This is a genomic window from Stackebrandtia nassauensis DSM 44728, assembly GCF_000024545.1.
GTDB lineage: Bacteria > Actinomycetota > Actinomycetes > Mycobacteriales > Micromonosporaceae > Stackebrandtia > Stackebrandtia nassauensis.
Genome location: NC_013947.1, coordinates 5393711 through 5406518, shown reverse-complemented (window position 1 = coordinate 5406518; position 12808 = coordinate 5393711). Strand labels below are relative to the sequence as shown.

Genomic DNA, 12808 nt, shown 5'->3' with positions numbered 1-12808 from the left:
TGTCGTCCGAGAAATCGGGCGGCGCCGGTTTTCGTCGCGAACCGTGGAACGTCCTTCGTCGGTCCGCAGTGGAGCGTCTGGGGCGTCATGTCACTGTGGATTCATTCGCCATTCAACAATATATGGCTATGCTTGAATAAGCATGAGGGATTCCTTGTCCTACCGATCAACCGGCACAGCTGAATCGCGAAAGGACGAAAAACATGGCGAACAACCCTGACCCCGGACACATCACCGACGAGATGTGGAAACTGTGGGAGACCTGCGCGGCCGCGATAGACGACGTCCAACTTGGAGGCATCTACGCGGACAAGCCCGGCTACCACAACACGCGCGCGGCCAACGACTCCGGCGACTACTCGGTGGAGAAGCCCGCCGACAAGAAGGGACCGGACGACAAGGCCGCCGCCCTGGACCTGACCTTCCCGGAGGCGCACTCGGGAAACTACGAGCGGATCCAGAAGTACACCAAGCGCGTCGTCGACGCCGCCGAGGCGCGGGACGAGCGGATGTACAAAGGTGACACTCCGGTCATCCGGGAGATCATCGGCAACTTCAACGGCGACGCCAAGGCCTACGACCTGTACGCCCGCGAGACCGACTCCCGCGACGACTCGCACCTGTGGCACATCCACCTGTCCGTGACCCGGCAGTTCGTCGACGACGGCGACGTCCTGGCCGGGCTGGCCGACGTCATCACCGGCGAAGGCGACTGAGCACCGATCCGCCGGGAAACCCGGCCGAGGGTGCGACGATGTCCCGGTGACGATTTCGCGCATCATCGAGTTGGGGGAGCCGGGGCCGGACTTCGACGCGGTCTACCGCGACATGCTGGCCCCGAACTTCCCCGCCCACGAACTGGAGCCCGCCGAGGTCATCGCCGAGGGGATCGCGGCGGGCACCACCAGCGTCCTGGTGGCGCTGGCCGAGGACGGTCACCGCCTGGGGACCGCGATCGGCGAATGGGACGCGGACCATCGGGTCCAGTTGCTGACATACCTGGCCGTCGACGGCCGCCGCAGGGCCGGTGGCGTCGGCGGCCGGTTGCTGGACGCGGCCCGGCAGCGGTGGGTGGCGCGGTACCGGCCGCTGGTGTTGCTGGCCGAGGTCGAGCACCCGGCGACCGAGGCGGGGGAGGCGGCGTGGGGTGATCCGCGTCGCCGGTTCGACTTCTACGTCCGCCGTGGCGCGCGGGTGCTGGACCTGCCGTACTTCCAGCCCGCGCTGGGCGAGGGCGCGCAGCGCGGCTACGGGATGCTGCTGATCACGCTGTACCTCGACGACGAGTTCCGGGAGCCCGGGGCGGATCGGGTGCCCTCGGCGCCGGTGCGGGGGTTCCTGGAGGACTACCTGCGGGAGTGTGAGGGCGAAGTGGCCGACGACGCGGCCACCACGGCGCTGCTGGCCGCCTGTGCCGACGACCGGGGCATCGGGCTGCTGGATCCGGCCGCGACTCCAGTGGAGCGGTTGCCGCGGTCGACGCCGAACGCCGCCGGGCTGTCGTAGCCGGGTACTAACGTGTCGGCGATGAGGACTCTGGACCAGAACGGCTTCGCCGCCGCGCGACGGTATCTGTCACTCAACGCCCGGCTCCTGGAACGGCGGCGCTTCGACGTCGTGTTCGGCGACGGGCCGCGTGAGCCGGTGCTGCACGTGTTGCGCGGCTATCAGAACCCGGACGGTGGTTTCGGGCACGCCCTGGAGCCGGACCTGCGTGGTGACGGGAGCCAGCCGCAGCCCGCCGAACTGGCGCTGTGGATTCTCGACGAGGTCGGCGGTTTCGACGACGCGATGGTGGCCCGGCTGGGGGATTGGCTGGCCGCCAACAGTGGTGACGACGGCGGGGTGCCGTTCGTGCTGCCCAGCGTGACGGACACGCCGCGGGCGCCGTGGTGGCAGCCCGACCAGGGACCGGACGGGCGGGCGATCTCGGCGATCAACCCCACCGGACCGATCGCCGGACTGCTGGGCGAACACGGGGTCGAGCACCCGTGGCTGGCGCGGGCGACCGAGTTCTGCTGGCGCACGATCGCGGAACTGGACGACATCAGCGCCTACGACGCGCTGGCGACCCTGGCGTTCCTGGAACGGGCCGCCGACCGACAGCGGGCCGAGGCGGAGTTCGACCGGCTCGCCGACGCGCTGTTGGCGACCGTCGCGCTGGACCCGGACGCGGAGGGGCACGTGCACTCACCGCTGGACTTCGCGCCCCGTCCCGATGCCATGGCGCGGCGGCTGTTCCGCCAGGCGGATGTGGACCGGCACCTGGACGTGCTCGTGGACCGGCAGCAGGACGACGGCAGCTGGGCGCCCAACTTCCTGATGTGGACCCCCGTGGTGGCCACCGAATGGGGTGGCTGGCTGACGTTGTCGACGCTGAAGACCCTGCGCGCGTACGGCCGGGTGGACGGGGTCTGAGGTGGCCCCAACGGTCAGCTGTTCGGCCGCTAGTTTCCACAACTAGCCCATACCTAGACGCCCTGAGTCACACTTACGGGGCGACATCATCGTCGGGAGTATCTCTCCTCCCCGTCGTGTACGGGAGCCGGTGGGGACCGGCTCCCGTTTTGTTCCGAATGAGACATAACCCGTATGCATTTTATGGCCGGGTGCGGAATGCTCCAGAGTCTCTGTCCCCCAATGGATCGGAACGAAATGACCGAAATGCGAACCGCGCGGGTGCGACTCGCCGTGCTGGCCGTCGCGGCTGTGGGCGCCGTCGTCGCGGGCACCGTGGCGATGATCCCGGCATCCGCCGACGACACCGAGGGCACTACATACTATGTAGACAGTAGTGGCGCCGACTCGGCCTCCGGCAAGAAGACGGGCACGGCGTGGAAGTCACTGGACAAGGTCAACGACTTCGACTTCAAACCCGGCGACTCCGTCCTGTTCAAACGCGGCTCCACCTGGGAAGGCACCCTGAGACTCGACGACGACGGCACCAAGGCCGCCCCCGTCACGGTGGGTGCCTACGGCGAGGGTGACGCCCCGGTGTTCACCGCCGCCGACAACTGCGTCGAGGTCGACGGCGACAACCAGGTCATTGAGGACATCCGCGCCACCGACTGCTCCTGGGCCGGAATCGAACTGCGGGGCAGCCAGAACGAGGTCCGCAATGTCCAGTCCGACAAGAACGTCGTCGGTGTCTCCATAGTTGACAAGTCAAAGGGGAACAAGGTCACCGGCTCCAAGCTTGTCGACAACGACAAGATGAGCGTCAACGACCCGGGCGGCGACAACGACTCCGGTGCCTTCGGGGTACTCCTCAACGGCGACGACAACACCATCTCCGGCAACACGATCACCGGCAGCTTCGCCGAAAGCCACGACTACGGCTACGACGGCGCGGCGGTCGAGATCTTCAACGGCGACCGCAACGTCATCTCCCACAACGTGACCGCCGACAACGAGACCTTCACCGAACTGGGCCACGACCCCGGCGGAACCGCCGACGACAACGTCTTCGCCTACAACTCGGTGACCTCCACCCAGAAGACCGGCGCCTTCCTGGTCACCCGTGGCGAAGGCGTCCCGATCGGCCCGGTCAAGGGCACCGTCGCGGTCAACAACTCCGTCAACCTGACCACGGGCGACACGGCGGGCTGGGTCTGCCACGACGGCTGCTCCCCGGACATCCTGAAGCTGCGCAACAACATCATCAAGGTCACCGGCAACACCGGCTTCGAGGACGGCGAGGGCGCCGACGAGAACAACGGCGTCTACTCCGGCAAGGACCACCAGTTCGAGCTCGGCGACAAGTCCGTCAAGGACGACCCGAAGTTCACCAGCGACACCGACCTGCACCTCACCGAGGGCAGCCCGGCGATCGGACTGGGCGAACCGGCGGGATACGACGAAGACCTGGACGGCAACCCCGTGGGGGACAAGCCGGACGCGGGCTGTTACCAGAGCAAGTAGCGCGCCATCGATCCCGCCGGACGCAGTGTCCGGCGGGATCGCTGTGTCTCGTCTATTGTGAACGGAACCCTCGTTGTGTCCCCCCTCCTAAGGTGTTACCGGTCATGGAACTCGGCGACGCGCTCGGCCATGTCGCGTGGCGGGCGCCTGTGGTTCTGCTACAGATATTCGTGGGCCTGGCGCTGTGCGGAGCGGCGATCCACGGCAGCTGGCTGGCCAGCTCCGGTTTCGTCGTCCTGTTGCGCCGCAACGGTTTCCGGGGCGCGTGCGGCTGGCTGCTCGGCCGGTTGCGGTCGGCGTGGCGCCGTGGGTTTCGCGCCGGTTCCGCGACGACCCTGCGGTTGTCGTTCGACGTCGGTGTGGTGTCCGGGATCGTCGTCATCGCGGGCCTCTACGGTGGCGTGCTCCTGTCCAACGCGGCCACTCTGCTCGAACCGCCACCCGGGTACTCGACGTCGGATCCGCTCGTGGGGCCGGTGTTCGTCGGCATTTTCGCGGGGATCTGGATCGGCCCATGGCGATGGTTTCGCGGCTGTCGCCGACTGGCGGGGCTGCCCGACGAGTTGTCGGCAAAGGACTCGCCACTGCCGCTGGTCGCCGAGCCCCGGATCGGGGTGCGGGGCAGGCTGCCGAGAGTGCGGCGGGTGCTCACCCTGCGATACCTCCGGACCGCCGCCGTCATCGGCACCATCACCGCGTTCCTGTACATCGTCAAGGTCGGCAGCCGGGTCAAGCCGCCCGGAACCGACGACACCTCTCCCAAGACGCTGCTGGTGGCCGTGACGGGCTCCGCGACCGTACTGGCGATGTACTACCTGCTGTCGTTCGGGCTGCGGCGCGTGTTCCTGCGATCCCAACTGCTGTACCTGATCGACGAGTGCCTGCGCTACGACGCGCGATACCGCGAGGCGCGGCGGAAGGTCCGCGACGCTGACAAGTCGAAACTGCCGGGCAATCGCCGCCGCAACCTGCGCTCCCTAGCGCGAACACTGCCCGCGTACGCGCGCATGCTGGACCTGCTGGCACCCGCCGACGCGTTCTCACCGCGCGCGACCATCCTGTGGGGACTGCACCGCAGGCTGCTCGACCACCTCAGCGAACTGGACTCGCTGCGCGGCGAGCTGCCCGACGATGTGGACCGGCTGCTGCGGGACCTGATGGTGCTGGTCGCCGAACCGCGTTCGTGGGACACGTATCAGGAGTTGGCCGAGTACTACGGCATCACCGTCGACCGTCAGACCGCCGCTGAGGTCCGTCCCTCGCGTCCCGGGCGGCTCGGGGTCCTCTACGGCAACGTCGTCTCACAAGTGGAGCAGGCCAACCGGCTCGTCGTGGCCGTCACGGTGGTCGCCGTGATCGTCGCGGTTCTCGTCCTGCTCCTGCTAGGCCAGCTCAGCGCCAAGGACGGGCTCACCCTGCTGCGCTGACCGTCCAGTCACGAACGCCACGACTTCCCCGGCGACCGTCGGGCTGCGCAGGAGTCGCATGTGTCCCAAGCCTTCCGTGGCGACCAGCCGCGCGTTCGGCCAGGCGTCCGCGATGGCCTCGCCGTGTTGGAACGGCGTCGAGCGGTCCCGTCGATCGTGGACGATCAGAGTGTCCACGTCCAGCGCCGGATCCGGGATGCTGAAGTCACTCATCGGCCTGCCGATTCGCGCCTCCGCCGAGGCCACCATCCGGGCGAAGGTGCGCGGCCCGACCCCCAGCCAGCCGGCGAACATCTTCATGAACGTCGGACCGCCGATGAACGGTGAGATCATCACCATTCGCTTCGGTATGGCCCGTTCGCGCAGTTCGAGCACGGCGGCCAGGCAGCCCAGCGAGTGGGCGACGACCGCGTGCGGTTGCCCGAACTTGTCGATGGCGGCGCCGAGCGCGTTGGCCAGTTGCAACGGTGACGAGGCCCGGGGGCCGTAGGGGCCGTTGCCGGAGTGGCCGTGGCTGGGTCCGTCCACCGCGATCACGCGGTATCCGTTGGCGACCAGGCAACTGGCGATGGTGTCGAAGTCACCGACGCAGCCGCCCCAGCCGTGTTGCACGTAGACCAGCGGGCCCGAGCCCCAGTCCCAGCCGCGCACCGTGGTGCCCTCGGAGTCGAGTTCGAAACGGTTGGCCGAAGCCGGAACCCGGGAGCGTCGGCGTCGGGATTCGCTGGCGGGCAACCGGAACCACAGGTGCGTCGAGACCCGGGACGCGATGCCGGGGGCGATGGTTTCGCCGATCCGGAAGCCGAGTCGAGTCAACTGAAACAAACGAACGGTCGTGCTTTTCTTTAGGCGTGATGCGGACATGTCGAAAACTCCTCGGGATGTCAGGGGCGAAGGCTGTCGAGTATCCGGTCGACGGCGGTCCAGGCACGGGTCTCGGCGGTGGGATCGCTGAGAATACGGCTCATCCAGTTGTAGCCCAACAGGACGCTGAAGACCTCCTGGGCGATCTGCACGGTGTCGGTGTCGGGGCGGACGTCGCCCTGCGAGACCAGCGTTCCGACCACCTGGCTGATCGTGTCGAGCAGATCGTGCTCGTCGGCGACCATGCGATCGTGCAGCGGCCCGTCCAGGTCGTCGAACTCGGTGGAGGCGGCCAGGAACAGGCAACCGCCGGGATGCTCGTACCAGCGCATCCAGCCGTCCACCAGAGTGCGCAGCCGCTTCTCGCCCCGCGGGGCCTCCAGCGCCGGACGGATGACCTCGACGATGAACTGCTCGCGATGGTGGGACATCGTGGCCAGTTGCAGGGACTCCTTGGACTTGAAGTGCGCGTACAGGCCGCTCTTGGACAGCCCGGTTCGCTCGGCGAGCGTGCCGATGGTCAGCCCGGACAGGCCGTTGAACCGCGCCGCGGTCACCGCCTCGTCCAGGATCGCCAATCGGGTCTCTTCGCCTTTGCGCACGGGTCGAGAATAGCACGGTCGTGCGGTGGCGCGTTGGTGGCAGTTTCTTACCGTTGGGGATTGACCGTGGTCGGATTAGCGTCGGGGAGTATGAGTGAACCGGGGCCTGAGACGCGGTGGTTCGACGTCGGTGCGGCGGGAGAGGCCGGTGAATCCGGAAATAAGACGATGCGAGTGCTGGGCATAATCGCTGCCGCCGTGGTCTTCTTGCCGGGCTTGGTAATGCCAGTCGTGCTCTTCGCCAAGGGCGAATCCTTCGTCACGAAGTCGGGTACGAGAATCAGCGGGGGCGAACTCCTCGTCGGCGTGTTGTGTGTCATGGTCTTTATCGCCTCGTGCGCTGTGTTCGGCGTGTGGTTGCGGCGGAAGCAACGGCAAGCGACACCGGAGGCACCTGTCCCTCAGCGGTTGGGCATCGGTCAGGCCGGATTGTGGTGGACCGCGGCGGACGGGGCCACACACGTCGGGTGGGACGCGGTGGAAGGAGTGAGGATCCACAGTGTGCTCCAGTCGCGTGGGGGCGGGGGCGGCGGCGCCGCCCAACTCATCAGCGTCGATCTGATGGGAGCTGTTCCGCCCGAGGCCGCCGGTCGGGCACCGGCCTTCAATCAGGGTGCTGTCTTTCTGCGGATCGGGTTGCCGGAGGCGTTCGGGCCCACTCGGCATTTCCCGTTGAGGCTCGCGATGGACATCGGGCTGGCGGTCCGGGCATTCCGCCCCGAGCTGTGGCGCGGGTTCACTTTGGACTCCGGCCACGGGTACGTCGAATTCCTGTCCTGGGACAACGCGGTGCCTCCCATGTTCCCGGGGTTCCAGACGCCGACCTGGAACAACTTCGGCGGCGGACGGCAATCCGGTCCACCGCGTTAGCGCGGGGTCAGGCGACAGCGCAGCGGGTCGGTGGAACGCAAGGTGATTCCGGTGTGGACCTTCGGGTCGGTGTCGATGGCGTCGAAGGAGTACTCGCGCAGCATCACCGCCAGCGTCAGTACCGACTCCAGCATGGAGAAGTGCTGGCCGATGCAGGCGCGTGGCCCGCCGCCGAAGGGGATCCACGCGTAGCGGGGGCGGGCGGCCTCGTGCTCCGGGGTGAAGCGCTGCGGGTCGAAGTGTTCGGGGTCGTCCCAGTAGCGGGGGTGGCGGTGGGTGACCCAGGCGCTGCAGACCACGTTGGCGCCCGCCGGGATCAGGTGACCGTCTACTTCGGTGTCCGCTGTCGCCAGTCGTCCGACGATGGGGGCGGCGGGGTAGAGGCGCATCGCCTCCTTGACGACCATTGTGGTGTACGGGAGGCGGTCGTAGTCGGCGGCCGTGGGTGGTTCGCCGCCGAGGACGGCGTCGATCTCGTCGCGGGCCTGGTGTTGGATCTCGGGGTGGCTGGCGAGCAGGTGCAGGGCGAACGCCAATGAGGTGGCCGTGGTCTCGTGTCCCGCCAACAGGAACACGAGTACCTGGTCGCGGATCTCGGTGGGGGACAGGCGATCGCCTTCGGGGGTGGTGGCTTGGGAGAGTCGGCTCAGCAGGTCCTCGCCGTGGTTGTCGTTGCGGGCGGCGATGATCCTGTCGCACACCCGGTACAGCTCGCGTCGGGCCGCCGCCACCCGGCGGTTCTCGGGGGTCGGCCAGCCACGGGGGACGCGGACGGGTGAGAAGCCGCGTTTGACGACCGAGGTGCTCAGGATGGGGAAGTTCTGCTTGATGGTCTCCTCGACGGCGCCGCTGTCGGCGCCGAACAGGGCCCGGGACACGATGCGCAGGGTCAGGCCCGTCATCTCGGAGGCGACGTCCACGACGCCGTCGGGAGCGTCGCGCCAGCGTTTCATGAGCGCCGAGGTCTCGTCGTCCATCGCCTTGTCGTACTCGTTGACCCGTTTCTTCGTGAACAGGGGTTGCAGCAGTCGGCGTTGCCGGAGGTACTCGTCGTCCTGGCTGGTCAGCAGGCCGTTGCCGATGATGGCGCGGGTCTCGTTGTAGAACGAGTGGTCCTTGCGGAACGTCGCGGCCTCGGTGGCGAGCAGGTGTTTGGCGCCCTCGGCGGAGAACAGGGCGTAGAAGTTGACGCGGAGTCCGGGCGGTCCGGCGGTGAAGCGCACGACGTCGCCATAGGAGCGTTGGGCGTCGAGGTAGGTGGTCAGCGGGTCGCGTCGCAAGTCGCGCAACGATCCCAGCAGAACTGACCCTTGTGGACCTGGAACGGTGGTCATGGCCATGATCACTCCCGACGGTGGGGTAACTCGGCGATGACTCCACTCTAGGTTTCGCCGTGTCGCGAGGTCAACGTTCGACAGCTGCCAACATGTACGTGTCATGGACGAGCGTGTGGAACCGAGGTGTGTATGACTCCCGCCGAACTGCGCACGACACTGCTGGAATTCGCGTTGTCGCTGCCCGAGGCCTGGCGCGACGCGCCCTGGGGTGAGGAGGACGTCGTCGTCAAGGTGCGCAAGAAGATCTTCGCCTTCCTCGGCTCGGACGAGGATCCGTCCTCGGTCACCGTGAAACTGCGCGACGGCCACGGGCACGCCATGTCGCTGCCGGGCGCGAAGCCCACCGGGTACGGGCTGGGGCGGCACGGCTGGGTGAGCCTGCCGCTGGCCGAGGTCGCCGAGGACGTCGAGCTGCTGTGCGACTGGGTCGAGGAGAGCTACCGGCTGGTGGCGCCCAAGACACTGGTGGCGCGCCTGGACGCCGACGCCGATCCGGCTGTGTGACCATCTGTCGATGCACACACTCCTGGACGCCGCCGACATCGAGCGGCTGCGCGAGGCGCTGGAGAGCGCCGGTTTCCGCGAGCCCGCGCTGCGCGACCGCTACGGGGCCGAGCCGCTGGCGGCGGCCCGGCGCGGGGACCACCGGGCGCTGCTGGCCGCCTCCGACGATGGGGATCGGCTGTCGGTTCTGGTGCGGCTGTTCGTGTGCCGGGTCGACGAGGACGAGGTCGCCGAGGCGTTGGCTCCACTGTCGCTGGAGGCCGCGCTGGCGGCGGGGCTGATCGCCGAGACCGAGGACGGGTACCGGGCGGGGCTGTCGCTGGAGATCCACGGCGAGCACTGGCTGCTGTCGGACGCTCCCGCCGAGGCCGGACGGGGCCTGGCCGCCGACCACGTTCTCGGCCCGGCCGGGGCGGCCAAGTCGATGGCCGGGTACATGCTGCGGCGTCCGGTCGAGTCGGCGCTGGACGTGGGCACCGGCGGCGGCGTGCTGGCGTTCGATCTGTCGGGGCACGCCAAGCGGGTCACCGGGACCGACATCTCGCGTCGCGCGTTGCTGTTCGCCGCGACCAACGCCGTCCTCAATGGGCTGGACTGGGAGTTGCTGGCCGGGGACATGCTGGAACCGGTGGCGGGTAGGCGTTTCGACCAGATCGTGAGCAATCCGCCGTTCATCGTGGGACCCGGGCACGGGGACTTCGACTACCGCGACTCGGGCAGGCCCGGGGACGCGGTGTGCGCCGAGCTGGCAGCCGCGGCGCCCGGGTTGCTCAACCCCGGCGGGACGCTTCAGTTCATGGCGAACTGGTGCCACGTCAAGGGGCAACAGTGGTCGGACCGGATCGCCGGGTGGTTCGCCGGTTCCGGCTGCACCGTGTGGGCGATCCAGCGAGAGGTCGCCGACCCGCTGGAGTACGTGCGGTTCTGGCAGCGCGACGCGGCCGTCGACCACGACCCGCATCGGCTGGCGGCCTGGCTGGACTGGTTCGACGCCAACGACATCGAGGCCGTCGGCTTCGGCGTCGTCAACGCCCGCTTCCACGGCGGCGAGACCTCGGTGGTGTGCGAGGACCTGCGGCACACCCCCGAGCGGCCGTTCAGCGAGGTCATCGGGGACTGGTTCGACGTGCACGCCCGGCTGGCCGAGCTGACACCCGAGCAGCTGTACGGCGCTCGGCTGCGGCTGGCCGAGGGCGTGCGGCTGCACCAGGAGGCGGTGCCGGGGCCGGAGGGCTGGGAGGTGGAACGGCAGCTGCTGGCCGCCTCGCCGCGCGTCGAGGAGATCGACCCGCTGCTGGTGTCGTTCCTGGGCGGGTGTGACGGCAGCGTCGCGATGCGCACCCAGGTGCGGATCCTGGCCCAGGCGCACGAGGCCGACGAGGCGCTGCTGGCGGCGTCTCTGTCCACAGTCGTGCGACGACTGATCCGCGACGGCTTCCTGCGCATCGCTGACTAGCGGCCGACCCGCCGCGCCGCCGACACCAGCGTCAGATGAGCGCTCGGCACAGTCGACCGTCCTATTCTGAGGTTCCGCGTCGTCTCGCCGAAAGGGTCGCCGACCGCCCATGGAACTGACCCTCGTCGTCATCGTCGGTGTCATCAGCATCGTCGTCGTGGCCGCGTTCTCGCAGCGGCTCGGGCTGGCCGCGCCGCTGAGCCTGGTCATCGTCGGGATCGGACTGAGCTTCGTGCCCGGTGTGCCGCACCCCGACATCGCGCCGGAACTGGTGCTGGCCGGGGTGCTGCCCCCGCTGTTGTACTCCTCCGCCGTCACCATGCCCGTGGTCGACTTCCGCCGCAACCTCAAACCCATCAGCGGCTTGGCCGTGCTGCTGGTCGTCGTGACGACCCTGGGCGCCGGGTGCCTGTTCCACTGGCTGCTGCCGGGCATCGGCTGGCCGGTCGCCTTCGCGCTGGGCGCCGTCGTCAGTCCCACCGACGCCATCGCCGCCACCTCGGTGGGCCGCAAGCTGGGGTTGCCGCACCGGTTGCTGACCGTCCTGGAGGGCGAGGGGCTGGTCAACGACGCGTCGGCGCTGGTGCTCCTGCGCTCGGCGACGGCCGCGATCGCCGGGACGGTGTCGGTGTGGCTGGTGGCCGGACAGTTCTTCTACGCCGTGGTCATCGCCGTCGGAGTCGGCATCGGCGTGGGTGTCATCAACGTGCGGGTCCGGGCGCTGTTGAAGGACCCGGTCCTCAACACCGCGATCTCCTTCGTGATCCCGTTCATCGCCTACCTGCCCGCCGAGGAACTGGACGCCTCCGGAGTACTGTCCGTTGTGGTCGCCGGGATCGTCGCCGGGCACCTGGGCCCGAAGCACCTGCGCGCCGAGGACCGCATCACCGAGGCCACCAACTGGCGCACCCTGGCGTTCCTGCTGGAGAACGCCACCTTCCTCCTCATGGGACTCAACGTGGAGTCCCTCGTCGACGAGGCCGCCGGACACGAGATGGGCGTCGGCTGGGTCATCGTGATCGGTCTGCTGGCCTCGGCGCTGGTCATCGTGGCGCGCATGGTGTTCACGGCCCCATTGGTGGCCACGATGCGACGCGAGCAGCGCCGGGCCGAGAAGGTACAACCGGTCCTGAAACAGATCCGGGGCCGACTGACCGAACTGGACGAACGCGGCAAACTCAGCGACCGCAAGAAGAAGCACCTGCACCGTCGCTTCACCCGCGCCTCGGCCGACGTGGACTTCCGCCTCAACGAGACGCTGGGCTGGCGCGGCGGGGTCGTGCTGGCCTGGTCGGGGATGCGCGGCGCCATCACCGTCGCCGCCGCGCAGACGCTGCCGCAGCACACGCCGCTGCGGCCGCAGCTCATCCTGATCGCCTTCGTGGTGGCCACGACGACGCTGCTGTTGCAGGGCCTGACGCTGCCGACCGTGATCCGGCTGGTCAAGGTCCCCGGCGACGATCCCGGGCAGCAGCGCGAGGAGTACCGGCGGCTGTTGGGCGAGCTCACCGAGGCCGCCGCCGACGTGCTCAACGATCCGGACCTGGTCGACAGCGACGGCCGCGCCTACGAGTCCGAGGTCATCGAGAAGGTCCGTACCGACGCCCGGGTCCCGGACGGCAAGGGGGACTCCGAGGAGCGGCACACCCCGGCCGGGGACGTGCGCCGTCGCGAGCAGTACCTGCGGTTGCGGCTGCGGGTGCTCAAGGCCGAGTCCGACCGGTTGATCCGCAACCGTTCCGTCGGTGTGTACAGTTCGGACACCCTGTCGCTGGCGCAGCGGATGATCGATGTGGACACCGCCCGGCTGGAGCAGCTGGCCGAGGG

The 12808-nt window shown here is 68.6% G+C and carries 11 protein-coding genes and 1 pseudogene; 9 read left to right on the top strand and 3 right to left on the bottom strand.

Features of this window, described 5'->3' with window-relative positions; translation table 11 throughout:
• The first annotated feature begins 203 nt into the window (after positions 1 to 203).
• The 5 genes from SNAS_RS25165 (at position 204) to SNAS_RS25145 (ending at position 5348) form a co-directional block, all read left to right on the top strand.
• Positions 204 to 716, top strand: coding sequence for a hypothetical protein (locus tag SNAS_RS25165; protein ID WP_013020296.1), 513 nt, complete (start codon positions 204 to 206; stop codon positions 714 to 716).
• A gap of 46 nt (positions 717 to 762) precedes the next feature.
• On the top strand, positions 763 to 1506 hold the full coding sequence (locus SNAS_RS25160; RefSeq protein ID WP_013020295.1) for a hypothetical protein: 744 nt from the start codon (positions 763 to 765) through the stop codon (positions 1504 to 1506).
• A 21-nt stretch (positions 1507 to 1527) separates the two neighbouring features.
• Positions 1528 to 2418, top strand: coding sequence for a prenyltransferase/squalene oxidase repeat-containing protein (locus SNAS_RS25155; protein WP_013020294.1), 891 nt, complete (start codon positions 1528 to 1530; stop codon positions 2416 to 2418).
• A 237-nt stretch (positions 2419 to 2655) separates the two neighbouring features.
• Positions 2656 to 3921, top strand: a complete 1266-nt coding sequence (locus SNAS_RS25150) for a right-handed parallel beta-helix repeat-containing protein (protein WP_013020293.1) — start codon at positions 2656 to 2658, stop codon at positions 3919 to 3921.
• Between the two features lie 104 nt (positions 3922 to 4025).
• Positions 4026 to 5348, top strand: a complete 1323-nt coding sequence (locus tag SNAS_RS25145; protein WP_013020292.1) for a hypothetical protein — start codon at positions 4026 to 4028, stop codon at positions 5346 to 5348.
• Here SNAS_RS25145 and SNAS_RS25140 read toward each other — a convergent pair.
• Both SNAS_RS25140 and SNAS_RS25135 read right to left on the bottom strand, forming a co-directional pair.
• On the bottom strand, positions 5304 to 6164 hold the full coding sequence (locus SNAS_RS25140; RefSeq protein ID WP_041625164.1) for an alpha/beta fold hydrolase: 861 nt from the start codon (positions 6162 to 6164) through the stop codon (positions 5304 to 5306). The genes SNAS_RS25145 and SNAS_RS25140 overlap by 45 nt on opposite strands.
• 68 nt (positions 6165 to 6232) lie before the next feature.
• The gene (locus SNAS_RS25135) at positions 6233 to 6814 is read right to left on the bottom strand and encodes a TetR/AcrR family transcriptional regulator (protein WP_013020290.1); all 582 of its coding nucleotides are present in this window, start codon (positions 6812 to 6814) and stop codon (positions 6233 to 6235) included.
• Positions 6815 to 7315: 501 nt separating this feature from the next.
• Between SNAS_RS25135 and SNAS_RS35400 the strand changes: the two genes are divergently transcribed.
• Complete coding sequence (locus tag SNAS_RS35400) at positions 7316 to 7684, top strand: hypothetical protein (RefSeq protein WP_144300630.1); 369 nt, start codon at positions 7316 to 7318, stop codon at positions 7682 to 7684.
• Here the strand turns inward: SNAS_RS35400 and SNAS_RS25125 are convergent.
• Positions 7681 to 9024 (bottom strand): cytochrome P450, encoded by a 1344-nt coding sequence (locus SNAS_RS25125; protein WP_013020288.1) that lies wholly within the window; start codon positions 9022 to 9024, stop codon positions 7681 to 7683. The genes SNAS_RS35400 and SNAS_RS25125 overlap by 4 nt on opposite strands.
• 126 nt (positions 9025 to 9150) lie before the next feature.
• Here SNAS_RS25125 and SNAS_RS25120 point away from each other — a divergent pair, with 126 nt between their 5' ends.
• From SNAS_RS25120 to SNAS_RS25110, 3 genes and pseudogenes are all read left to right on the top strand, one after another.
• A complete protein-coding gene (locus tag SNAS_RS25120) occupies positions 9151 to 9525 on the top strand; it encodes an MmcQ/YjbR family DNA-binding protein (protein ID WP_013020287.1) in 375 nt (124 codons plus the stop codon).
• A gap of 10 nt (positions 9526 to 9535) precedes the next feature.
• On the top strand, positions 9536 to 10981 hold the full coding sequence (locus tag SNAS_RS25115; RefSeq protein ID WP_013020286.1) for a methyltransferase: 1446 nt from the start codon (positions 9536 to 9538) through the stop codon (positions 10979 to 10981).
• Positions 10982 to 11090: 109 nt separating this feature from the next.
• A pseudogene (locus tag SNAS_RS25110) lies at positions 11091 to 12806 on the top strand (cation:proton antiporter); the annotation flags it as partial.
• Positions 12807 to 12808 lie beyond the last annotated feature (2 nt).

Excerpts from the sequence above, each read along its gene's own strand:
- SNAS_RS25165 (WP_013020296.1), top strand. The coding sequence starts at position 204 with ATGGCGAACAACCCTGACCCCGGACACATCACCGACGAGATGTGGAAA.
- SNAS_RS25155 (WP_013020294.1), top strand. The coding sequence starts at position 1,528 with ATGAGGACTCTGGACCAGAACGGCTTCGCCGCCGCGCGACGGTATCTG.
- SNAS_RS25150 (WP_013020293.1), top strand. The coding sequence starts at position 2,656 with ATGACCGAAATGCGAACCGCGCGGGTGCGACTCGCCGTGCTGGCCGTC.
- SNAS_RS25145 (WP_013020292.1), top strand. The coding sequence starts at position 4,026 with ATGGAACTCGGCGACGCGCTCGGCCATGTCGCGTGGCGGGCGCCTGTG.
- SNAS_RS25125 (WP_013020288.1), bottom strand. The coding sequence starts at position 9,024 with ATGGCCATGACCACCGTTCCAGGTCCACAAGGGTCAGTTCTGCTGGGA.
- SNAS_RS25120 (WP_013020287.1), top strand. The coding sequence starts at position 9,151 with ATGACTCCCGCCGAACTGCGCACGACACTGCTGGAATTCGCGTTGTCG.
- SNAS_RS25115 (WP_013020286.1), top strand. The coding sequence starts at position 9,536 with ATGCACACACTCCTGGACGCCGCCGACATCGAGCGGCTGCGCGAGGCG.